The organism is Nonomuraea sp. ZG12 (assembly GCF_052068115.1).
GTDB lineage: Bacteria > Actinomycetota > Actinomycetes > Streptosporangiales > Streptosporangiaceae > Nonomuraea.
Genome location: NZ_JBQHCW010000001.1, coordinates 1,119,405 through 1,140,162, shown reverse-complemented (window position 1 = coordinate 1,140,162; position 20,758 = coordinate 1,119,405). Strand labels below are relative to the sequence as shown.

The following is a 20,758-nucleotide window of genomic DNA, read 5'->3' as shown; positions in this document are numbered from 1 at the left end:
AGAACGTGGGCACCTACAACGACATGCTTCCCCTCCAGCCGCCGCTCCGGCTGCCGCCGGACGACGAGCTGGCCGACGCCGTCCGCGCCACCCCTCTGGCGGCCGAGATCCTGCGCCGCGAGGAGGCGGGCGACCCTCGGGCGAACGCCGAGATGGCCGCCGCGCTGCGCGACGGACCGGCCGAGCTGACCCTGCGGACCTGGTCGGAGGTCTGCCGCGCGCTGCTCGCCCCGGAGGAGGCGCTGCTGCTGGAGGTGGTCCGCCTGTTCCTCGGCAGCGAACCCACCGAGGACGACTCCCCCGACGTGCTCGCCAGCCTCGGCCTGGTGGAGGCCAAGGGCCCGTACGAGCTGACGCCGCTCGGCCGGTGGATCGGCAGGCAGGTGCTCGCGGAGGCGGCGGGGCAGGAGGTGCCCGTCATGGGCTCGCTGGCGGGCCAGGACGCCGCCGCGCTGCTGCACGGCCTGCGCTCCTACCCGCAGGCCGAGCGTGAGGAGGAGCTGGCGGGCTGGCTGGAGGGCCGGGAGCCCGCGCAGGCGGCGGCCGAGATCGCGGCGGCGCTGGGCAAGGCGAGCCCGCTGGGCCGGGCGGTCGGGGTCGAGCTGCTGGCCTCGCGGTTCGGCGAGGACGGCGCCAAGGCGCTCGACGGGCTGCTGGACGAGCCCAGGGTGGGGGCCGTGATCGCCGCCCGGCTGGGCCGCGAGGGCCACGACCCGGCGCCGGAGGACATCGCCTGGGTGCTGGTGGACATGGCGGCGGCGCTGCTGGAGTTCGGCGGCGAGACGAGCGAGGTCATCGAGTCGCTCGCCGACGGCAAGGACCCGGAGGAGCAGGCGGGCACCATCGCGCTGCTCGCGCTGGGCGACCATCCCGGCACCGAGCTGGTGCTCAGGGTGTTCATCGACCACCATCCCGACAGCCGCGTCTCGGCCGCCGCCCGTAAGGCGCTGCGCCGCCTGCACGGCCTGGCCGACGCGCGCCGGTAGAGTCTGGCGCGATGACGAAGCACACGATCACCCGGCAGACCAGCACCATCCTCGGCGACGGCTACGCCTGCGCCTGCGGCACGCGGCTGGTGCATCGCATGGCCGCCGAGCTGCACGCGGCCGAGCAGCAGTTGTGCTCGGCCTGCCTCGGCACGGTCGAGGAGGAGGTGGTCCCCGGAGTGACGCGCGAGTGCACGGCCTGCGCCGGCACCGGCCGCCGCCGCGAGCAGATGATCTGGCAGCTCGCGCACGCCGAGGCCGAGCAGGTGATCACGATGGCCGTCGTGCGCGGCGTGGTGGCGGACTTCGACGGGCCGTTCCACCTGTCGGAGATCGCCGACACGGTCCGGGACGGCCTCGGCCTGCCCGGCGGGCGGCTGCCGGTCGGCCCCCGGGTGCGCGACCTGCTGCTGCGGATGCAAGAGGACGGCGAGATCACGATGCTGTCGGCGCCGGACGAGCTGCTCGACGCCACCGCGAACGTGGTGCTCTACCGCGACCCGCAGTGGCAGCGCACCACCACCCTGGGGCTCTGACCGGTCAGGCGCGGCAGAGGATCTCGCCGTGCAGGATCGACAGCCAGCCGTCGCCCGCCCCGGCCCACTCCAGCCATCCCCGTGAGATGCGCCGCAGGTCCTGCTCGGTGGCGGCGCCGGTGGCCAGAGCCTGGTCCGCCATGGCGGAGGCGAGGATGCGCTCCGCCCACATGCCGCCCCACCAGGCCCGGTCTTCGGGGGTGGCGAAGCACCAGGTGGACGAGGTGGCGGTGACCTCGACGAAACCGGCGGCGCGGGCCCACGACAGCAGCCGCCGCCCGGCGTCCGGCTCGCCGCCGTTGCCTCGCGCCAGCCGCTGGTAGAGCGTCATCCACTCCTCCAGCTCGGGCAGCGCCGGGTGCCAGGCGAACGCGGCGTAGTCGCTGTCACGCACCGCCACCAGCCCGCCCGGCCTGGTCACCCGCCGCATCTCGCGCAGAGCCTGTACGGGGTCGCCGACGTGCTGCAGCACCTGGTGGGCGTGCACGACGTCGAAGGAATCGCCGGGAAAGTCCAGGTGGTGCACGTCCGCGACGGCGAAGTCGACGTTGCCCACACCGGCGGACTCCACCTCGGCCCTGGCGAGCGCCAGCGCCTGCTCGCTCACCTCTGACGCCGTGACCCGCGCCACCCGCCTCGCCAGGTCGGCGGTGATGGTGCCCGGCCCGCTGCCCACGTCGAGCAGGCTCATCCCCGGCCGGAGGTGCGGCAGCAGGTAGGCGGCCGAGTTGGCGGCGGTGCGCCACCGGTGCGAGCGCAGCACCGACTCATGGTGGCCATGGGTGTAGACGGCGTCCATCGAGACTCCCTCATGTCGTTCGGGTACCGGCACGCTAACACCGTCTCGCCATTCAAGAAAGATTGTCTCATTATGAGAGACATGTGAGAGGCCGGAATATCGGGTAGCAGGAGGGCTCCAGCGACAGCGACGAATGGAGGCACATCATGGCCAGGACCGTGGCAGATGTGATGACCGCCCACCCCGCGGCCATCGAGGGCGACCAGCCGGTGAAGGTGGCCGCCGCGCTCATGCGCGACAACGACACCGGCGCGATCCTCGTCAACGACAACGGCCGCCTGCAGGGCATCGTGACCGACCGCGACATCGCGGTGCGGTGCGTCGCCGACGACAAGGGCCCCGACACGCCGGTACGGGAGGCGTGCTCGGCCAGTGTCGAGGCCGTCGGCCCCGACACCAGCATCGACCAGGCCATCAAGCTGATGCGCACCCACCACGTGCGCCGTCTCCCCGTCGTGGAGGACGGCCGCCCGGTGGGCATCCTCAGCCTGGGCGACCTGGCCATGGAGCGCGATCCGAACTCGGCGCTCGCCGACATCTCTGCCGCGGAGGGCAACCGTTAGGCTGGCCGCATGGTCACGGTCGACGATGTACGACGGCTCGCGGCGACTTTTCCCCGCTCGTCGGAGCACCTGATCCGGGACCGGGTCAAGTTCCGCGTGGGCGCCATCGTCTACCTCGCGTTCTCCCGCGACGAGACGCTGATGGGCTTCGCCTTCCCGAAGGAGGAGCGGGCCGCGCTGGTCGCCGCCGAGCCGGACACGTTCCTGCTGCCGCCGGAGTCCGACCTGCGCTTCAACTGGGTGCAGGCGCGGCTGGCCGCCCTGGACCCGGAGGAGATGCGCGAGCTGGTCGTGGAGGCCTGGCGGATGGTGGTGCCGAAGAAGGTCTACGCCGCCTACCTGGCCGCATCCCGGTAGGGTGATCAGGCATCCGAGCCCGGAGCGACCACATGCACTTCCAGCATTCCAGCGACATCTGGCGGGACTTCCCCGGGCTGGCGGCCGGCGCGCTGCTCGCCGACGGCATCACCGGCGACGCGCCCGCCGGCTCCCGGATCGCCGGCCATCACGCGACCGCGAGGTCCCGGCTGGCCGGCGGGCCGGAGTCGGAGCTGCCGGAGATCCGGGCCTGGCGGCGGACCTTCGCCGCGATGGGCCTCAAGCCCACGCAGTACCGCTGCGCCTCCGAATCGCTGCTCCGGCGCTTCAAGAAGGACGGGACGCTGCCCCGGATCCATCCGCTGATCGACGTCTGCAACGCGATCTCGCTCGCGTTCGCGATCCCGGTGGCCGTGTTCGACCTGTCGGAGGTCACCGGTTTCCTGGAGGTCCGGCGTGCCTCGGGTGAGGAGGAGCATCTCACCTTCGCCGGTCAGATCGAGCATCCGGAGCCCCGCGAGGTGATCTTCGCCGACGCCGCCGGGCGAGCGCACGCCCGGCGCTGGTCCAACCGGCAGAGCGGCCTGTCGGCCGTGCGCGACACGACGAGCTCGGTGCTGATCGTCGCCGAGGCGCTGCACGCCACGGCCGCCGACGACGTCCGCGCCCTGCTGGCCACTCTCACCGACGATCTGAAAGCCCTCTGGGGCGCCGCACCCGAGACCGCGCTGCTGAGCCCGCGCTCCCCGCGCCTGGAGTGGTGAGGCACGCCGCCGGCTTCGCGTTCAGGAGACGCTGCGGTAAAGCCCCTTGGCCAGGGTGGTGATCCGGCGCACCGAACTGCTCCAGGTGCTGCCCGCGGGGTGGGTGGTCAGCAGCGCCATGACGTACCGCTCGTCCTTGCCCACCAGCCCGGTCGTGTAGAGGACGGGCCGTCCGAGGTCGGGGATCCCCGAACCGGCGGATCGCAGCGCGATCGTGGAGATCGACGCGCCCGAGGCGCGGGCGTCGCACTTGACCGGCGGGACGGTGCCGAACCCGGACCAGCCCTGCTTGACGGCGCGCGGCGCGGGCACCGCCTGGGGGATGCCGAAGGTCTGGTCGAAGCCGTCGCTGCCGCACGGGGTGGCCTTGCGCAGGTGGCCGAGGATGGTGTCGCGGACGCGCGGCTCGGCGGTGTCCAGCAGGTAGCGGTAGGTGCGGACGATGTCGTGGGCGCTCAGTGACGCGTAGCCCCAGAACCCCGGGTGGGTGGCGGGCGGCGGCGCGGTGTCGGACAGGCGCAGCTTGCGGGCCATCCTGGTGACGATCGCGCCCTTGCCGCCCCGGTTCCAGAACGCCGTCGCGGCGGCGTCGTCGCTCTCCCGCAGCATGACCCTGAGCAGCCGGGCGTCGGCGGCCGAGAGCGCGGCACGCTTGTCCAGGAAGTCGATCGCGATCAGGATCTTGATCACCGAGGCGGAGCGGAACCTGCGGTGCGCGTGCTTGGTCGCCACGAGCTTGCGGGCCTTGCGGTCATAGACGAGCCACGAGGCCGTGGTGCCGGCGGGCACCCGGGGCGGCTTGGCCGTACGAGAGGCGTCGGCGGCAGGCGCGCTCAACGGGGACGCGCCGGTCGTCGCGGACGCTGGGCCCGCTGAGGGGCCCGCGACGCAGCCTGCTGCGAGGGGTACGGCTGCCGCCACGGCGGCCCACGGCTTCATTCGCATCCGACATACCTATCAGAGTCTTGACGCACCACAGAAACAGTACTAAACACAGAGGAAACCAAACGGAAACGGCGGTGAATCAACATCATGTACGCCGAGGAGCGGCAGCAGGAGATCCTCCGCAGAGCGCGTGCAGCGGGCCGCGTGGACGTGGTGTCACTGGCGGCCGAGCTCGACGTGACCACCGAGACCATCCGCCGTGATCTCACCGCGCTGGAGCGGGCGGGAGTGCTGCGCAGGGTGCACGGCGGCGCCATCCCCGTGGAGCGGCTCGGCTTCGAGCCCGCCGTGGCCACCCGCGACGAGGTGCTGACCGCCGAGAAGGAGCGCATCGCCAAGGCGGCGCTCGCGGAGCTGCCCGAGGACGGGTCGGTGATCATCGACGCGGGCACCACCACGGGCCGCCTGGTGGGCGTGCTGCCCGCCGACCGCGAGCTCACCGTGGTGGTGAACTCGCCGCCGCTGGCCACCGTGCTGGCGGCGCGCGCCAATCTCACCGTCATCATGCTGGGCGGCAGGGTCCGCGGCAGGACGCTGGCGACGGTGGACGACTGGGCGTTGCTGCCGCTGGCGCAGCTCCACGTCGACGTGGCGTTCATGGCGACCAACGGCTGCTCGGCGGAGAAGGGGCTGACCACGCCCGACCCGGCCGAGGCGGCGATCAAGCGGGCGATGGTGCGCGCCGCCCAGCGCAGCGTGCTGCTCGCCGATCACACCAAGTTCACCAACACCTATCTGGCCCAGTTCGCGGCGCTGAGCGAGATCGACCTCGTGATCACCGACACCGGGCTGGACCTCTCCCTGGCCGCCGACCTGTCGGCGGCCGGCCCGGAGGTGGTGCGGGCATGATCCCTTCGACGACCCCTCCTTCGAGGATCTCGTACGGAGCCAGGACCGGAGGGCGGCGGCCGTGATCCTCACCCTGACGCTCAACCCGAGCCTGGACCGCACGATCGAGATCGCCTCGCTGACCAGGGGCGCCGTCATCCGCGCCGCCACCGCCCGGCTGGACCCCGGCGGCAAGGGCGTCAACGTCTCGCGTGCCCTGCTGGCCAACTCGGTCGCCTCGCGGGCGGTGGTGCCGTTCGGCGGCGACGAGGGCCGGCAGCTCGTGCACCTGCTCCGGCAGCAGGGCCTGGACATGGTCACCGTCCCGGTGGCGGGCCGGACCCGGTCCAACGTCACCCTGGCCGAGCCGGACGGCACCGTCACCAAGATCAACGAGCCCGGCACCGCGCTGTCCACCGGCGAGCTCGACACCATCGCCGACGCCGTGCTGGCCGAGGCGCACGAGGCCGACTGGGTGGTGGCCTCGGGCAGCCTGCCGCCCGAGGTGCCCGCAGACGTCTACGCCAGGCTCTGCCGCAGGTTCGCCGGCGCGGGCATCCACGTCGCGGTCGACACCAGCGGCCCGGCGCTGGCCAGCGCGCTCGGCGCGGGACCCGCCCTGGTCAAGCCCAACCTGGAGGAGCTCGCCGGCGTCACCGGCAGGCCGATCCTGTGCGTCGGCGACGTGGTGGAGGCCGCGGCCAAGCTCCGCGCCACCGGCGCGCGCACCGTGCTGGCCAGCCTCGGCGCCGACGGCGCCGTCCTGGTCGAGGACCAGGGCATCTGGTACGGCGAGGCCACGGTGACCGGGCCCCGCAGCTCGGTCGGCGCGGGGGACGCCATGCTGGCCGGGTTCCTCGCCGGGGGCGCGCGCGGCGAGGAAGCCCTGGTGGAGGCCCTCGCCTGGGGCGCCGCGGCGGTCCGCCTGCCCGGCAGCCGGATGCCGGGGCCGGGCGACATCAGGCGTGACGGGGTCCGCACCGGCAGGCCCGACCCGGCCCGGCTGCTCACCTCCGCCGTCTGGTCGGAGGCGCCCGACCCGCGTCCCAGCGGCCTGGATCCCCTCGGCCCGCCGGGGGCGGGCCTGGGCGAGCCGGATCACCATCCCCCACCGGCGCCCCGCTGACCTTTTCAGGAGCGTCTGCTCACCCCCCGAAGGAGCACGTCCAATGGCCGACACCTACACTCCCCCGGTCCAAGGGACCGGCATCAAGGCCACGATCCAGCGGATCGGCGGCCATCTGGCCGGCATGATCATGCCGAACATCGGCGCGTTCATCGCCTGGGGCCTGATCACCGCGCTGTTCATCCCCACCGGCTGGCTGCCGAACGCCACGCTGGGCGCGATGGTGGACCCGATCATCAAGATGCTGCTGCCCATCCTCATCGCCTACACCGGCGGCCGGATGGTGCACGGGCAGCGTGGCGCCGTGGTCGGCGCCGTCGCCGTCATGGGCGTCGTGGTGGGCGCCGACATCCCGATGTTCCTCGGCGCCATGATCATCGGCCCCCTCGCGGCCCTGGTCATGAAATATGTGGACAAGTTCACTGAGGAGCGGACCAAGTCCGGGTTCGAGATGCTGGTGGACAACTTCACCGCCGGCATCGTCGGCGGCGTCATGGCCATCGCGGGCATGTTCGCCATCGGCCCGATCGTCCAGGGCATCACCACGGCGGCCAGCGGCGCGGTCGGGTGGCTGATCGACAACGGCCTGCTCCCGTTCGTCTCCGTGCTGATCGAGCCGGCCAAGGTGCTGTTCCTGAACAACGCCATCAACCACGGCGTGTTCGGCCCGATCGGCGTCGCCGAGGCGGCGGAGAGCGGCAAGTCGATCATGTTCATGCTGGAGTCGAACCCCGGCCCCGGCCTCGGCCTGCTGCTGGCCTTCCTGTTCTTCGGCCCGCGAGCGCTGCGTCCCAGCACCCCCGCCGCGATGATCATCCACTTCTTCGGCGGCATCCACGAGATGTACTTCCCGTACGTGCTGATGAAGCCGCGTCTGATCCTCGCCATGATCGCGGGCGGCGCGGCCGGCGTGGCCACCTTCATGGTCACCGGCTCGGGCCTGGTGGCGACGCCGTCGCCGGGCAGCATCTTCGCCTACGTCGCGGTGACGCCGCGAGGCGGCTGGCTGGGCATGATCGCCGGAATTCTCATCGCCACGGCCGTGACCTTCATCGTCGCGGCGGTGCTCATGGGCTTCGGCAGGGGCGAGAAGGAGGTCCCGGCCGACGACCCGACGGCCGACGCCACGCCGGAGCCGGCCGAGGACGCCGAGCGCACCGAGCGCGCTGAGCAGGCCGGGCAGGCCGGGCAGGCCGAGCCCGCCCGTGCCGAGGCTCAGGAGCCGCAGCGCGCCGAGGCCCAGAAGCCGGAGCAAACGCCGCAGTCGCAGCCCCGAACCATCGCCAAGGAGGCGTGAGTCATGCCCAGCATCGACAGCAAGGACATCCACAAGATCATCGTGGCCTGCGACGCGGGGATGGGCAGCAGCGTGATGCTCGCCACCCAGCTCCGCAAGCAGCTCAAGTCCACCGGCGTCACCGTGGAGCACACCCCGGTCAACGACATCCCCGCCGACGCCGACGTGGTGCTCTGCCACACCGGGCTCGCCGCCAGGGCCAGGGTCTCCGCTCCCGGCAAGGTGCTGGTGCCGTTCCAGATCTTCCTGGGCGACCCGGCGGTGACCAAGCTGGTCGCCACGATCAAGAACGGTGGCACCGTAGATGCGTGACGACCTGCTGGACCCGCGCGGCGTGCTGCTGCACGAGAGCGCGGGCAGCCGGGAGGAGGCCATCCGCCGGTGCGGGCGCGCCCTGGTCGACGTGGGGGCCGTCGCGGAGCCGTACATCGAGGCCATGCTCGAACGCGAGCGTTCCATCTCCACCTATGTCGGTGAAGGGGTGGCCATCCCGCATGGCACCGCCGCCTCCAAGGAGGACGTCAAGCGCGACGCGATCTGTGTCGTGCGCTTCCCCGACGGGATCGACTGGGACGGCGAGCGGGTCACGGTCTGCGTGGGCATCGCGGCCAAGGACGACGGGCACGTGCCGCTGCTGGCCGCGCTGGCGGAGATCCTGCTCGACCCCGACAGGGCGCGGACGCTGCGCGAGGCCACCGAGGTTCATCAGGTGACGAAGGAGTTGACGTCGTGAAGGTCGCCAGATTCCACGCGCCGGGCGACATCCGGGTGGAGGACGCCCCGGAGCCCGAGGCGGGTCCGGGCGAGCTGAAGATCCGGGTGCGCAACTGCTCGACCTGCGGGACCGACGCGAAGATCTTCAAGTTCGGGCACCACCACATCCGGCCGCCCCGCGTGATGGGGCACGAGATCGCCGGCGAGGTGGTCGGCACCGGCGAACGGGTGCAGGTGATCGCCGCGATCCCGTGCGGGACGTGCGCGGAGTGCGCCAGGGGACGGCTGACCGTCTGCCCCAACCAGGAGTCGATGGGCTACCACTACGACGGCGGCTTCGCCGAGTACATGATCGTCCCGGCCAAGGTGCTGGCCGTGAACGGGGTCAACACGATCCCGGCCGGGGTGAGCTTCGCCGAGGCGTCGGTGGCCGAGCCGCTCGCCTGCGTGCTCAACGGGCAGGCGCTGGCCCGGGTGGGTCAGGGTGACGACGTGGTGGTGATGGGCGCCGGCCCGATCGGCTGCCTGCACGTCCGGCTGGCGCGGGCGCGCGGCGCGGCCCGCGTGTTCCTGGTGGACGTGAACGCCGAACGACTGGCGATGGCGGCCGAGCTGGTACGCCCGGACGCCGCCATCGACACCGACCCGGTCGACCAGGTGCTCAAGCTGACCGGCGGGCGCGGCGCCGACGTGGTCATCACCGCGGCGGCGGCCGGCGCGGCGCAGGAGCAGGCGGTGCTGATGGCCGCCAGGCAGGGCCGCATCAGCTTCTTCGGCGGCCTGCCCAAGGACGACCCGTTCATCAGGCTGGACTCCAACCTGGTGCACTACCGGGAGCTGACCATCGTCGGCGCGAACGGCTCCAGCCCCGCGCACAACGCCGAGGCGCTCCGCCTGATCGCGGAGGGCGCCGTGCCGGTCGCCGACCTGATCACGCACCGGCTCCCGCTGTCCCAGGTGCTCGACGGGATCGATCTCGTCAGCCGGGGCGCGGCCATCAAGGTCACGATCGAACCCTGAGGAGGTTCCGATGCCAGCAAGGACGGTGGCCGTCGCGTCGGCCAGCGGGCTGCACGCCCGCCCTGCCAAGCTCTTCGTTCAGGAGGCCGCGCGGCTGGGGGTGCCGGTGCGGATCCGGGTGGGTGACGGCAAGGCGGTTCCGGCCAACAGCATGCTCGGCGTGCTGTCGCTGGGCGCGGTGCACGGCACGGAGGTGACCCTGGAGTCGGACGCGCCGGGCGCCGAGGAGGCGCTGGAGGCGCTGGCCGGGCTGCTCTCCCGCGACCTGGACGCGGAAGAGGCCCTCGATGCCTGACGAGGCGGTCCCGGCCCCCGGGACTCCCGCCGACGCCCCCGCGGCGCCGGGGGGCTTGACCGGGCTGGGGGTCAGCCCCGGCCGGGCCGCCGGGCCGCTGATGCGGATGGCCGGGCCTCCGGTGCTGCCCCCGGCGCGGCCCGTGGCCGACGCCGGGGCGGAGCTTGCGGTGGTGGGCAAGGCCCTGGAGGCGGTGGCCGCCGACCTGCGGCGCCGCTCCGCCGCCGCGCATGACCGTACGTCCGGCTCTGGTGGCGACGACGCGGCCGAGATCCTGGACGCGCTGGCCATGATGGCCGACGACCCGATGCTGCGGGAGGAGGCCGAGCAGGGCGTGCGGGACGGGCTCGACGCCGCGCACGCGCTGGACGCGGCGTTCAACCGGCATCGGGAGGCGCTGGCGGCGCTCGGCGGCTATCTGGGTGAGCGGGCCGCCGACCTGGACGACCTCAAACACCGGGCGGTGGCCGGCGCGCTGGGCGTGCCGATGCCCGGCCTGCCCGCGCCGGGGCACCCGTACGTGCTGGTCGCCGAGGACCTCTCCCCCGCCGACACGGCGGGGCTGGGCGCCGACGTGCTGGCGCTGGTGACGGAGAAGGGCGGCCCGACCAGCCACACCGCGATCCTGGCGCGCGGCCGCGGGCTGCCTGCGGTGGTCGCGTGCGCGGGCATCACCGAGCTGGCGGACGGTACGTACATCTCCGTGAACGGCGTCAGCGGCGAGATCGCCGTCGGCGTCACCGAGGCGGAGGCCGCGCGCATCCTGGACGAGGAGAGCAGGGAGCGGGCGAGGCTGGCCGCCACCAGCGGGCCGGGCAGGACCGCCGACGGCCACCCGGTCAAGCTGCTGCTCAACATCGGCTCGGCCGCCGACCTGCGGCCGGGCGCGGAGGGCGTCGGCCTGTTCAGGACGGAGTTCCTCTTCCTGGACCGGAAACAGGCGCCGTCGTTCGAGGAGCAGGTGGCCGCCTACACCGAGGTGTTCAGGCAGGCCGAGCAGGTGGTCGTGCGCACCCTGGACGCGGGCACGGACAAGCCGCTGCCGTTCCTCGGCCTGCCGCCGGAGCACAATCCGGCGCTCGGCATCCGGGGCCTGCGCGTGGATCGCGTACTGCCGGAGGTGCTGGACACCCAGCTCGACGCGATCGCCGAGGCGGCCCGCGCGACCGGCGCGGACGCGTGGGTGATGGCGCCCATGGTCACCACCCCGGCCGAGGCCGCCGACTTCGCCCGGCGCGCCCGCGCCCGGGGCATCGGCCGGGTGGGCGTGATGGTGGAGGTCCCCGCCGCCGCGCTGCAGGCGGACCGGCTGCTGGAGGAGGTCGACTTCCTCAGCATCGGCACCAACGACCTCAGCCAGTACACCTTCGCGGCGGACCGCCAGCATCCCGGTCTGGCCGACCTGCTCGACCCGTCGCAGCCCGCCCTGCTGCGGCTCGTCGGCGCCTGCGCCGAGGCGGGGCGCGCGGCGGGCAAACCGGTCGGCGTGTGCGGGGAGGCGGCCGGCGACCCGGTGCTCGCCCCGGCGCTGGCCGGGCTCGGTGTCACCAGCCTGTCCATGGCGCCGGTCTGCGTCCCCGCCGTCCGCGACGCCCTGGCCCGGCACACGCTGGCGGAATGCCGGGAACGCGCCCGTACGGCCACCGCCTGATCGTCAGCCGACCGGCTGGGGATGGTGGGCGCGCAGGCTGAGCTCGCCGCCTTCGACGTCCACCGTCACCCGGCCGCCCTCGGGGATCTCCCCGGTCAGCAGCATCGTGGACAGCCGGTTGTCCAGCTCACGCTGGATGGTGCGGCGCAGCGGGCGGGCGCCGAACTCCGGCTGGTGACCGCGCGCCACCAGCAGGTCCTTGGCCGCGTCGGTCACCTCCAGCGTCACGTTCTGGCCGCGCAGCCGCTGCCTGGTCTTCTCCAGCAGCAGGTCCACGATCTGCCGGAGCTGCTCGCGCCCCAGGCGCTCGAACACGATGGTCTCGTCGATACGGTTGAGCAGTTCGGGGCGCAGGGAGTGGCGCAGCAGGTCCATGAGCTGCTCGCGCGGCACGTCACCGGGCGCGTCCAGGATCAGCTGGGCGCCGATGTTGCTGGTCATGATGACGATCGCGTTGCTGAAGTCGACGGTGCGGCCCTGGCCGTCGGTGAGGCGACCGGCGTCGAGCATCTGCAGCAGGATGTTGGTCACGTCCGGGTGCGCCTTCTCGACCTCGTCGAGCAGGATGACGCCGTGCGGGCGGCGGCGGACGGCCTCGGTGAGCTGCCCGGCCTCCTCGTACCCGACGTAGCCGGGAGGCGCGCCGATGAGCCGGGAGACGGTGTGCCGCTCCTGGAACTCGCTCATGTCGATCCGGACCATGTGGTCCTCGCCGCCGAACAGCGCGGCGGCCAGCGCCCTGGCGAGCTCTGTCTTGCCGACGCCCGTGGGGCCGAGGAACAGGAAGCTGCCGATCGGCCGGTTCGGGTCCCCGAGGCCGGCGCGGGCCCTGCGCACCGCCTCGGCGATGGCGACGACCGCGTCGTCCTGGCCGATGACCCGCTCGTGCAGGAGCTGCTCCAGCCGCATCAGCCGCTCGCGCTCCTGCTGGGTGAGCTGGGTGACCGGGATGCCGGTGCGGCGGGAGACGACGTGGGCGATGTCCTCCACCATCACCTGCGGCACCTCGTGGTGGCCCTGCCTGGCCCGGTCGAGCTCCGGCCGGACCTTGTCGATCATCGCGGTGACCTCCTTGGCCCGGTCGAAGTCGTCGGAGGAGATCGCCTGGTCCTTGTCCCGGCGCAACGCGTCGAGCCGCTCCTCCAGCTCACGCACGTCACCGGCGGGTGTCCGGGAGCGCAGCCGGACGCGGGCGGAGGCCTGGTCGATCAGGTCGATGGCCTTGTCCGGCAGGAACCGGTCGGCGATGTAGCGGGCGGACAGGGTGGCGGCGGCGTCGAGCGCCTCGTCGGTGATGCGCACCTGGTGGTGGGCCTCGTACGCGTCCCGCAGTCCGGCGAGGATCTCGATCGTCTCCTCGACGGTCGGCTCGGCGACCAGGATCGGCTGGAGGCGGCGCTCCAGGGCGGCGTCCTTCTCGATGTTCTTGCGGTACTCGTCGATGGTGGTGGCGGCGATGACGTGCAGCTCGCCCCGGGCCAGGGCGGGTTTGAGGATGTTGGCGGCGTCCATGCCGCCTTCGGCGGAGCCGGCGCCGACCAGGGTGTGCACCTCGTCGATGAACACGATGGTCTCGTCGGCGTGCGCCCGCACCTCGTCGATGACCTGCTTGATGCGCTCCTCGAACTCGCCCCGGTACTTCGTGCCCGCCACCATCCCGGTCAGGTCGAGGGCGATCACCCGCCGGTCCTTGAGCGTGTCGGGGACGCTGCCGTTGACGATGCGCTGGGCGATGCCCTCGACGATGGCGGTCTTGCCGACGCCGGGCTCGCCGATGAGCACGGGGTTGTTCTTGGTACGGCGTGACAGCACCTCGATGGACTGCTCGATCTCCTCCTCGCGGCCGACGACCGGATCGAGCCGGCCCTGCCTGGCCTCCTCGGTCAGGTCCCGGCCGTACTGGTCGAGCGAGGGTGTGTCACCGCCGGATCGCCGGCCGTCCGGCGCCGGCTGCCCTGGGCCGGACGGCTCGGCGAGCATGGCCTGCTGCACCTCGTTGGCGGACACGCCCTGCTCCTGCAGGAGGCGCCCGCCGTTGGACTCGGGGTTGGCGGCGACGGCGAGCAGCAGGTGCTCGGGGCCGATGTAGGAGGACCCCAAAGCTCTGGCGACGCGCTGGGCGTCCAGGACGGCCCGTTTGGCGGCCGGGGACAGCGTGCTCGGCGGCTCTGCGGCCTGGCCCGTCCCGGCGAGCGCGGCGATCCGGTCGCGCAGCCGGCCGGCGTCCGCGCCCGCCTTGCGCAGCAGCTCACGCGTGGGCTCCGCCTCGGTCAGCGCGCCGAGGATGTCGAGCACGTCCAGGTCCTCGGCCCCGCGCCGGCCGGCGTGCTCCAGCGCGCCGGACAGCACGTCCCTGGCCGTGGCGCTCAGCAGCTTGCCGACGTCGACCCGCTGCACGCTCGGCCGGGCCGGCGGCCAGGCGTCCATGTCGCCGAACACCCGGCCGGTCAGCTCTTCGAATCCTCTGAACGGGTCCCTGCCGAAGAACGACCCGAATGGCATGTTCGACACTACGTCCCCTTTCGCCCACCTCCAGGGACCTGTTGCCGGGCATGCCGCAACCTATGGCCAGCTGACAGTAAAGGCTGGGGACCGGCGGGTCACTGGGTCGCGACGAGCTCGCTGATGGGGGTGTCGCCGGTGACGAGCTCCAGGGTGCGGCGGCCGGTGTCCGGGGCCCGGAGCAGCGCGGCGATGACGGCGGCGACGTCGTCGCGCGGCACCGAGCCCGGTGGCACCTCGGGCGCCAGCCGCACCAGACCGATCCCCGGCTCGTCGGTGAGCCGGCCAGGCCGCAGGATCGTCCAGTCCAGGTCGCGGCTGCGCAGGTCCTCCTCGGCCTCGGTCTTGGCCCTGAGGTAGGCGGCCCACACCGCGTCGGTCCCGGGGCTCGGCGCCTTGCCCGTGCCCATGGCGGAGATCTGCACGAAGGTCCGCACACCCGCCCGCTCGGCCGCGTCGGCCAGCAGGACGGAGGCCGCCCGGTCGACGGTGTCCTTGCGGGCGACGCCGCTGCCCGGACCGGCTCCGGCGGCGAAGACGACCGCGTCGGCGCCGCGCAGGATCTCGGCGACCTCCTCCACGCTCGCCTTCTCCAGGTCGCAGAGCACGGCCTCGGCCCCGGTGGCCTCGACGTCGGCGAGGTGCGCGGGGTTGCGTACCAGGCCCACCGCGCCCGCTCCGAGCAGCTTCGCCAGGCGCAACCCTATTTTGCCGTGCCCGCCCGCGATGATGATCCTCATGGTCGCCATGGTGTCATGGAGCCATGTACGACTTCCCTGAAGCACCCACTCCGGCGTTTCTCTTCGACCTCGACGGCACCTTGATCGACAGCGTCTACCAGCATGTGATCGCCTGGCGGCAGGCGCTGTCGGGGTTGGGCATCGACCTGTCGGTGTGGCGGATCCACCGGCGCATCGGCATGAGCGGCGGCCTGTTCGTCAACGCGCTGCTGCGTGAGACCGGTCTGAAGCTGACGCAGCAGCAGATCGACGAGTTGCAGTCGGCGCACGCCACGGCGTACGAGCAGCAGGCCGACTCGGTCAGGCCGCTGCCCGGCTCGGTCGAGTTGCTGAGCGAGCTGACCTCGCGCGGCGTTCCCTGGGCGATCGCGACCAGTGGTTACGCGCGTACGGCCAAGCTGGCTCTCGGCCTGCTGGGGCTGCCCGACGACGCGCCGATGGTGACCCGCGACCTGGTGCGCCGGGCCAAGCCCGACCCCGATCTGTTCCTCGCCGGCGCCGCCCTCCTGCGGGTGGATCCCGCGCATGCCATGGTGGTGGGTGACAGCATCTGGGACCTGCTCGCCGCACGCAGGGCGGGCGCGCTCGGGATCGGGCTGCTGTCGGGCGGCTACGGCCGGGACGAGCTCGAACGAGCGGGCGCGTTCCGGGTCTACGCCGATCCGGCCGACATGCTGGACCGGCTCGACGAGCTGGGTGTCCGGCAGAGCGACTGATGGGAATATCCGGCCGAACCATCAGGCTGGAGCATCCGTATCCCTCATGGAGGAGCTGACATGGACTTGGCAGACATAGGCGTCACCGGCCTGGCCGTGATGGGCCGCAACCTGGCTCGCAACCTGGCCAGGAACGGCTACGCGGTGGCCGTGCACAACCGCTCGGAGACCCGTACCCAGGAGCTGGTGCGGGAGTTCGGCGACGAGGGGACGTTCGTGCCCGCGAGCGAGCTGGCGGACTTCGTCGCCTCGCTGAAGCGGCCACGGCGGGCGATCATCATGGTGAAGGCGGGCGGCGGCACCGACGCGGTGATCGACCAGCTCGCGGAGCTGATGGAGCCGGGCGACATGATCGTCGACGGCGGCAACGCGCACTTCGCCGACACCCGGCGGCGCGAGGCGGCGCTGCGCGAGCGGGGCATCCACTTCGTCGGCAGCGGCATCTCCGGCGGCGAGGAGGGCGCGCTCAACGGCCCGAGCATCATGCCGGGCGGGTCGAAGGAGTCCTGGGAGGCGCTCGGCCCGATCCTGCAGAAGATCTCGGCCCAGGTGGACGGCGTGCCCTGTGCGGTGCACGTGGGTCCCGACGGCGCCGGGCACTTCGTGAAGATGGTGCACAACGGGATCGAATACTCCGACATGCAGCTCATCGCGGAGTCGTACGACCTGCTGCGCCAGGCGCTCGGCGTCACGCCCGCCGATCTGGCGGAGGTGTTCAGGCAGTGGAACGAGGGCGAGCTCGGCTCCTACCTGATCGAGATCACCGCCGAGGTGCTGGAGCAGGTCGACGCCGAGACCGGCAGGCCGTTCGTGGACGTCGTGGTGGACCAGGCCGAGCAGAAGGGCACCGGCCGCTGGACCGTGCAGAGCGCGCTGGAGCTGGGCGTGCCGGTGACGGGGATCGCCGAGGCGGTGTTCGCCAGGGCGCTGTCCGGCCACCCGGAGCAGCGGCGGGCCGCCAGGTCGCTGGAGGGCCCCGAGCTGTCCGGGGACGGCGCCAAGGAGCTGGTCGAGGACGTGCGGCAGGCGCTGTACGCGTCCAAGATCGTCGCCTACGCGCAGGGCTTCGACCAGATGGCGGCCGCGTCCAAGGAGTACGGCTGGGACGTGGACCTGGGCGCGATGGCCACCATCTGGCGGGGCGGCTGCATCATCCGGGCCAAGTTCCTCGACCGGATCCGCGCCGCCTATGACGCCGACCCGAACCTGCCGACGCTGCTGGCGGACCCGACGTTCGCGGGCGCGCTCAACCTGGCGCAGGAGTCCTGGCGCCGGGTGGTGACCACGGCGGTGCGGATCGGGGTGCCGACCCCCGGCTTCTCCTCTGCGCTGGCCTACTACGACGGGCTGCGGCGTGACCGGCTGCCCGCCTCGCTGGTGCAGGGGCTGCGCGACTACTTCGGCGCGCACACCTACCACCGGGTGGACAAGGAGGGCGCCTTCCACACCGACTGGTCGGGCGACCGCGCCGAGCGGCCGGCCTAGCTCGGGTTGGCGACGGCGGTGACGAGGCAGTAGCCGATCGGTCCGGCCGCGTCGTGCACGGTGCACTGCCCGGCCGCGACCCCCTCGGCGCTGAGGTGACCGGTGGCGTCCATGCCGATCACCTCGCCCTCCGGCAGGCGGGCCAGGTTGAGCGTGTAGTCGGCGTTGATGAACTGCAGCCCGCCGCTGTCCATGCCGCTGAGCGGGCTGGCGAAGTCGGCGGCCAGCGCCGCCCGCACGAACGGGGAGAGCTCCTCTTCCTCGACGAGCGGGCGGTTCTCCCGTGTCCAGATCCGCCGGCGTCCCGGCCCGTTCCACGCCGACAGCGGCCACAGGTCGAACGGCGGCGTCCAGCCGCCGGCGTGCTCCGGTGGCGGCCCGTCGGGCGGGCTCTCCCCCCACGCCGGGGTGACCGGCCGGTCGCCGGCGGGCTGCTCGCCCTTCCTGAGCAGTACGGCGCCCGCCCGGCCGATGACGCCCTGCTCGGTGCGGAGCACGGCGTCGGCCACCCGGATCCGGCGCCCGTCCCTGACCAGGTCCACCTCGACGGTGATCGGCAGCATCGGGCTGTTGCGGAACAGGTCGACGGTGAGCCGGGCGAAGTGCATCTCCGGGTCGCCGTACTCCTCCTCGATGGCGCGGGCGGCGAGCCCGCCGATGAGGCGGCCGTGGAGCATGCCGGGGGACCAGGGGCTGCGGGCGTGCGGGGCGGGGACGAACCCCGCCGGGCCGCGCGTGAAGAACGCTGACGTCACAGAATCGGATTCTAGAGCAGAGCCGGCCGGCGGCCCTCACGTCGTATGGACGCGGAGCGCCTGGAGGTTGGCCAGTTCGTACACGCCCCACCTGCCGAGCTCGCGTCCGTGGCCGCTCGCCTTGATGCCGCCCGTAGGCAGGCGCGGATCGGTCGCGGAGATCACGTTGACGAAGACCGCTCCGGCCTGGATCCGGGCGCTCACGGCCGCGGCGTGCTCGTGATCCATGCTCCACAGGCTGCCGCTGAGCCCGTACCGCGAAGAGTTGGCGATGGCGATGAGCTCGTCGTCGTCCGCGCCGGTGGTGAGCGCGCCGAGCGGCCCGAACGTCTCGTCGGAGAGGAGGACCGAGCCGGACCCGTCGACTTCGACGATCGACGGCGCGAACCACGCCCCGCGGGCGGACTCGGGCGCGCCGGCCTGGGTGGCCGACTCTCAACGCGCGGACCCGCGGCGCCAGGGCGTCCACGAACGCGTCACGCACGTCGCGGTGGACGAGGATCCGTTTGGCCGCGATACAGCTCTGCCCGTTGTTGAGGAATCGGGATCGCACCGCGGCGGCGGCAGCGGCGGGGATGTCGGCGTCGGCCAGGACGATGAACGGGTCGGATCCGCCGAGCTCCAGCACGCACTTCTTGAGCGCGGCGACGAGCGCGCCCACGCGGTCGCTGCCGGTGAAGGTGACGGCGGCGACCCGCCTGTCCTCGATGATGTCCGACGCCGTCGCCCCGTCGACGACGGCCTGCAGGACGCCCGCGCGGGCGGGAGACCGCCAGGTCACCGGGATCGCCTCCGCTCGCCGCTCCGCCGACCCGGTCACGTGCCTGTCGCCTGGCCTTGCGGCGACGGCGCGCCCGCTCGTCGTCGATCTGCTGGGCCGGTTCGGGCTCTCCGGGTCCCGCCGCATCGACCCGGCCGGCGTCATCCAGCGCGGGCACTTCACCGGCTACGACGGGTCGATCCACGCGTGGGCCGACGCGATCGGCGTCCCGTCGGCGCCGTGACCCGCCCGCACGATGTCGTACGAGGCGATCGCCGGAGTTTCTAGGCCGCCGAGATGCAGAACGGGTGGCCCTCGGGGTCGACGAGCACGGTCCACCCGTCGCCGCCCGGCTGGAAGTCCGGCACCGTCGCGCCCAGCCCGGCCAGCTCCCGGGTGGCGGCTTCGACGTCCGCGACGAGCAGGTCGAGGTGGAGGTGCTTGGCGTCATTCGCCCACCCCGGCCCCTGATAGCCGTCGATCCGCTGGAAGGACAGCTGAACGGCGCCACCGTCGACACCGGCGGAGTCGGCGTCGGCGTGCGACACCGCCCAGCCCGTGGCCTTGGCGTAGAACTCAGCCAGCGCGCCGGGCGCGGCGCAGTCGAACACGATGGAAGAAATAGCGGTAATGGTCATGAGCTCAGCGTGCCCGGAGAGGACAGGCCGGGTCTTGAACATCCTTGCACCCTTCCGGCGCGCACCGAAGTCTGCGGTCGCACCGGGTGCGACCGCGCGAACCGGCTCACGGTCCCATCGGATCCGTCCTCTTCCTGGACGTGAGTGCCTGTCATGCCGCCCGCTTCTCGTCCTTGGGTGCCTGCGAGTACGGCACGGGAAATTGTCGTAGGCGCGGCATAGCGTTGGGGCCATGCGTTCGGCTCGAAGACTGGGGGCCGGGCCGGGATTCGTCTTGGACGCGGTGACCTGCCTGGACGATCATCCGCGATGGTCGGCGCCCGAGGTGAGCTCCGGCCACCGGATGGTGCTGGTCCGGCGCGGCAGGTTCCGCCGTGGGTCCGACGGCCACAGCGCCGTGGTCGACCCCACCCTCGCCTATCTGGCCACCCCCGGCGAGGAGGAGCGCTTCGCCCACCCGGCGGGCGGCGACGAGTGCACCGCCCTCTACCTGTCCCCCAGCCTGTGGCGCACCCTGGCCGGCGACGACACCCGGCCGGCCCGCTCCACCGTCTACGTGGACGCCCGCCTGGAGCTGGCGCACCGGCGCGTGCTGTCCGCCGCCCGAGCCGGCGACCCCGCCTTCGAGCTTGCCGAGGCCCTGCTGCCGCTCGTCTCCACCACCCTGAGCCAGGTGGCGACGACCCCGACCCCCGCCACCCCCCGAAGATCCCCGCCGTCAGGGCGCGCGGCCGCCATCGTGGAGGCCGCCCGCGAGGCCATCACCGCCGGCCACCCCGCGGCCGACGGCCTGGTGCCGCTCGCCGAGCTCCTGACCGTGTCCCCCTACCAGCTGAGCAGGGCCTTCACCCGCGAGCTCGGCGTCTCACTCACGCACTACCGCAACCGCGTACGAGTCAGCACCGCCCTCGACCGCTTGCAGCAGGGCGAGCCCAGCCTCGCCACCCTGGCCACCGACCTCGGCTTCGCCGACCAGGCCCACCTCACCCGCACCATCCGCCGCCACGTCGGCCACACCCCCAAGGCCCTCCGCCACCTCCTGACCCACCCCTCCCCGCCCCACCCCTGACGCTAAGCTGCCAACCGCCCCGCCCGGATCACGTCGACCATGCCGACGCGGCGGCACGACGACACGTCAGCACAGCGGCCTGTCTCGGCGGCACAGCGGCGCAGCCGCCCATCGCAGCGAGCGCGGCGTGCAGGCCGGGGCTCGGCCGGCCGATGTACCGCATTCGCCGCATTCTCAGCCGGACATCGAAGGATCCGGCCCGGCTGCGGCGGGCGATCGTGGTGCTGATATCCGTCCGCCCAGGGGCAGAC

Annotated in this window: 23 protein-coding genes and 2 pseudogenes; 17 read left to right on the top strand and 8 right to left on the bottom strand. The window is 72.8% G+C overall.

Going from position 1 to position 20,758, the window contains the following annotated elements; translation table 11 throughout:
• The first annotated feature begins 5 nt into the window (after positions 1–5).
• On the top strand, positions 6–986 hold the full coding sequence (locus tag ACTMTF_RS05320) for a hypothetical protein (RefSeq protein WP_441109489.1): 981 nt from the start codon (positions 6–8) through the stop codon (positions 984–986).
• 11 nt (positions 987–997) lie between these two features.
• Positions 998–1,522, top strand: coding sequence for a hypothetical protein (locus ACTMTF_RS05315; protein ID WP_441109488.1), 525 nt, complete (start codon positions 998–1,000; stop codon positions 1,520–1,522).
• A 4-nt stretch (positions 1,523–1,526) separates the two neighbouring features.
• On the opposite strand, the gene ACTMTF_RS05310 is transcribed toward ACTMTF_RS05315, so the two are convergent.
• Positions 1,527–2,321 carry a class I SAM-dependent methyltransferase gene (locus ACTMTF_RS05310; protein WP_441109487.1) on the bottom strand — a complete coding sequence of 265 codons (795 nt, stop codon included), beginning with the start codon at positions 2,319–2,321 and terminating at the stop codon, positions 1,527–1,529.
• Positions 2,322–2,467: 146 nt separating this feature from the next.
• Here ACTMTF_RS05310 and ACTMTF_RS05305 point away from each other — a divergent pair, with 146 nt between their 5' ends.
• From ACTMTF_RS05305 to ACTMTF_RS05295, 3 genes are read left to right on the top strand one after another with little or no spacing between them, the layout of a single operon-like run.
• The gene (locus ACTMTF_RS05305) at positions 2,468–2,884 is read left to right on the top strand and encodes a CBS domain-containing protein (RefSeq protein ID WP_441109486.1); all 417 of its coding nucleotides are present in this window, start codon (positions 2,468–2,470) and stop codon (positions 2,882–2,884) included.
• A gap of 9 nt (positions 2,885–2,893) precedes the next feature.
• Positions 2,894–3,241: an MmcQ/YjbR family DNA-binding protein gene (locus ACTMTF_RS05300; protein ID WP_396999564.1), complete on the top strand. Its 348-nt coding sequence runs from the start codon at positions 2,894–2,896 to the stop codon at positions 3,239–3,241.
• A 32-nt stretch (positions 3,242–3,273) separates the two neighbouring features.
• Positions 3,274–3,966 carry a B3/4 domain-containing protein gene (locus ACTMTF_RS05295; protein WP_396999566.1) on the top strand — a complete coding sequence of 231 codons (693 nt, stop codon included), beginning with the start codon at positions 3,274–3,276 and terminating at the stop codon, positions 3,964–3,966.
• A 21-nt stretch (positions 3,967–3,987) separates the two neighbouring features.
• Here the strand turns inward: ACTMTF_RS05295 and ACTMTF_RS05290 are convergent, their stop codons facing one another.
• Complete coding sequence (locus tag ACTMTF_RS05290) at positions 3,988–4,911, bottom strand: hypothetical protein (protein ID WP_441109485.1); 924 nt, start codon at positions 4,909–4,911, stop codon at positions 3,988–3,990.
• Positions 4,912–4,998: 87 nt separating this feature from the next.
• Between ACTMTF_RS05290 and ACTMTF_RS05285 the strand changes: the two genes are divergently transcribed.
• The 8 genes from ACTMTF_RS05285 (at position 4,999) to ptsP (ending at position 11,842) form a co-directional block, all read left to right on the top strand.
• On the top strand, positions 4,999–5,760 hold the full coding sequence (locus tag ACTMTF_RS05285) for a DeoR/GlpR family DNA-binding transcription regulator (RefSeq protein WP_441109484.1): 762 nt from the start codon (positions 4,999–5,001) through the stop codon (positions 5,758–5,760).
• Between the two features lie 61 nt (positions 5,761–5,821).
• The gene (gene pfkB / locus ACTMTF_RS05280; RefSeq protein WP_441109483.1) at positions 5,822–6,865 is read left to right on the top strand and encodes a 1-phosphofructokinase; all 1,044 of its coding nucleotides are present in this window, start codon (positions 5,822–5,824) and stop codon (positions 6,863–6,865) included.
• Positions 6,866–6,908: 43 nt separating this feature from the next.
• Positions 6,909–8,162, top strand: a complete 1,254-nt coding sequence (locus ACTMTF_RS05275) for a PTS transporter subunit EIIC (protein WP_441109482.1) — start codon at positions 6,909–6,911, stop codon at positions 8,160–8,162.
• Positions 8,163–8,165: 3 nt separating this feature from the next.
• A complete protein-coding gene (locus ACTMTF_RS05270) occupies positions 8,166–8,474 on the top strand; it encodes a PTS lactose transporter subunit IIB (RefSeq protein ID WP_441109481.1) in 309 nt (102 codons plus the stop codon).
• Entirely contained in the window at positions 8,467–8,895 is a 429-nt protein-coding gene (locus ACTMTF_RS05265; protein WP_441109480.1) for a PTS sugar transporter subunit IIA, read from the top strand. Before ACTMTF_RS05270 ends, ACTMTF_RS05265 begins: the two co-directional genes overlap by 8 nt.
• A complete protein-coding gene (locus ACTMTF_RS05260) occupies positions 8,892–9,896 on the top strand; it encodes a zinc-dependent dehydrogenase (RefSeq protein WP_396999579.1) in 1,005 nt (334 codons plus the stop codon). Before ACTMTF_RS05265 ends, ACTMTF_RS05260 begins: the two co-directional genes overlap by 4 nt.
• 10 nt (positions 9,897–9,906) lie before the next feature.
• Positions 9,907–10,191 (top strand): HPr family phosphocarrier protein, encoded by a 285-nt coding sequence (locus ACTMTF_RS05255; RefSeq protein ID WP_396999581.1) that lies wholly within the window; start codon positions 9,907–9,909, stop codon positions 10,189–10,191.
• Positions 10,184–11,842, top strand: coding sequence for a phosphoenolpyruvate--protein phosphotransferase (gene ptsP, locus ACTMTF_RS05250; protein ID WP_441109479.1), 1,659 nt, complete (start codon positions 10,184–10,186; stop codon positions 11,840–11,842). The genes ACTMTF_RS05255 and ptsP overlap by 8 nt, the downstream gene beginning before the upstream one ends.
• A gap of 3 nt (positions 11,843–11,845) precedes the next feature.
• On the opposite strand, the gene ACTMTF_RS05245 is transcribed toward ptsP, so the two are convergent.
• Positions 11,846–14,344: an ATP-dependent Clp protease ATP-binding subunit gene (locus ACTMTF_RS05245; RefSeq protein WP_441109825.1), complete on the bottom strand. Its 2,499-nt coding sequence runs from the start codon at positions 14,342–14,344 to the stop codon at positions 11,846–11,848.
• A 98-nt stretch (positions 14,345–14,442) separates the two neighbouring features.
• Positions 14,443–15,084, bottom strand: a complete 642-nt coding sequence (locus tag ACTMTF_RS05240) for an SDR family oxidoreductase (RefSeq protein ID WP_441109478.1) — start codon at positions 15,082–15,084, stop codon at positions 14,443–14,445.
• A 23-nt stretch (positions 15,085–15,107) separates the two neighbouring features.
• Here ACTMTF_RS05240 and ACTMTF_RS05235 point away from each other — a divergent pair, with 23 nt between their 5' ends.
• Both ACTMTF_RS05235 and gndA read left to right on the top strand, forming a co-directional pair.
• Entirely contained in the window at positions 15,108–15,800 is a 693-nt protein-coding gene (locus ACTMTF_RS05235) for an HAD family hydrolase (protein ID WP_396999587.1), read from the top strand.
• Positions 15,801–15,860: 60 nt separating this feature from the next.
• Positions 15,861–17,285: an NADP-dependent phosphogluconate dehydrogenase gene (gndA, locus tag ACTMTF_RS05230; protein WP_441109477.1), complete on the top strand. Its 1,425-nt coding sequence runs from the start codon at positions 15,861–15,863 to the stop codon at positions 17,283–17,285.
• Here the strand turns inward: gndA and ACTMTF_RS05225 are convergent.
• The 3 genes and pseudogenes from ACTMTF_RS05225 to ACTMTF_RS05215 all read right to left on the bottom strand — a co-directional run.
• Entirely contained in the window at positions 17,282–18,040 is a 759-nt protein-coding gene (locus tag ACTMTF_RS05225; protein ID WP_441109476.1) for a thioesterase family protein, read from the bottom strand. The genes gndA and ACTMTF_RS05225 overlap by 4 nt on opposite strands.
• A gap of 36 nt (positions 18,041–18,076) precedes the next feature.
• Positions 18,077–18,442 (bottom strand): annotated as a pseudogene (locus ACTMTF_RS05220) (aldehyde dehydrogenase family protein); the annotation flags it as partial.
• 73 nt (positions 18,443–18,515) lie between these two features.
• Positions 18,516–18,749 (bottom strand): annotated as a pseudogene (locus tag ACTMTF_RS05215) (aldehyde dehydrogenase family protein); the annotation flags it as partial.
• Here ACTMTF_RS05215 and ACTMTF_RS05210 point away from each other — a divergent pair.
• Entirely contained in the window at positions 18,676–19,044 is a 369-nt protein-coding gene (locus tag ACTMTF_RS05210) for a hypothetical protein (RefSeq protein ID WP_441109475.1), read from the top strand. The pseudogene ACTMTF_RS05215 and the gene ACTMTF_RS05210 overlap by 74 nt on opposite strands.
• A 40-nt stretch (positions 19,045–19,084) precedes the next feature.
• Here the strand turns inward: ACTMTF_RS05210 and ACTMTF_RS05205 are convergent, their stop codons facing one another.
• On the bottom strand, positions 19,085–19,438 hold the full coding sequence (locus tag ACTMTF_RS05205; protein ID WP_441109474.1) for a VOC family protein: 354 nt from the start codon (positions 19,436–19,438) through the stop codon (positions 19,085–19,087).
• A gap of 232 nt (positions 19,439–19,670) precedes the next feature.
• Here ACTMTF_RS05205 and ACTMTF_RS05200 point away from each other — a divergent pair, with 232 nt between their 5' ends.
• Positions 19,671–20,507 (top strand): helix-turn-helix transcriptional regulator, encoded by an 837-nt coding sequence (locus ACTMTF_RS05200; RefSeq protein ID WP_441109473.1) that lies wholly within the window; start codon positions 19,671–19,673, stop codon positions 20,505–20,507.
• Positions 20,508–20,758: the final 251 nt, after the last annotated feature.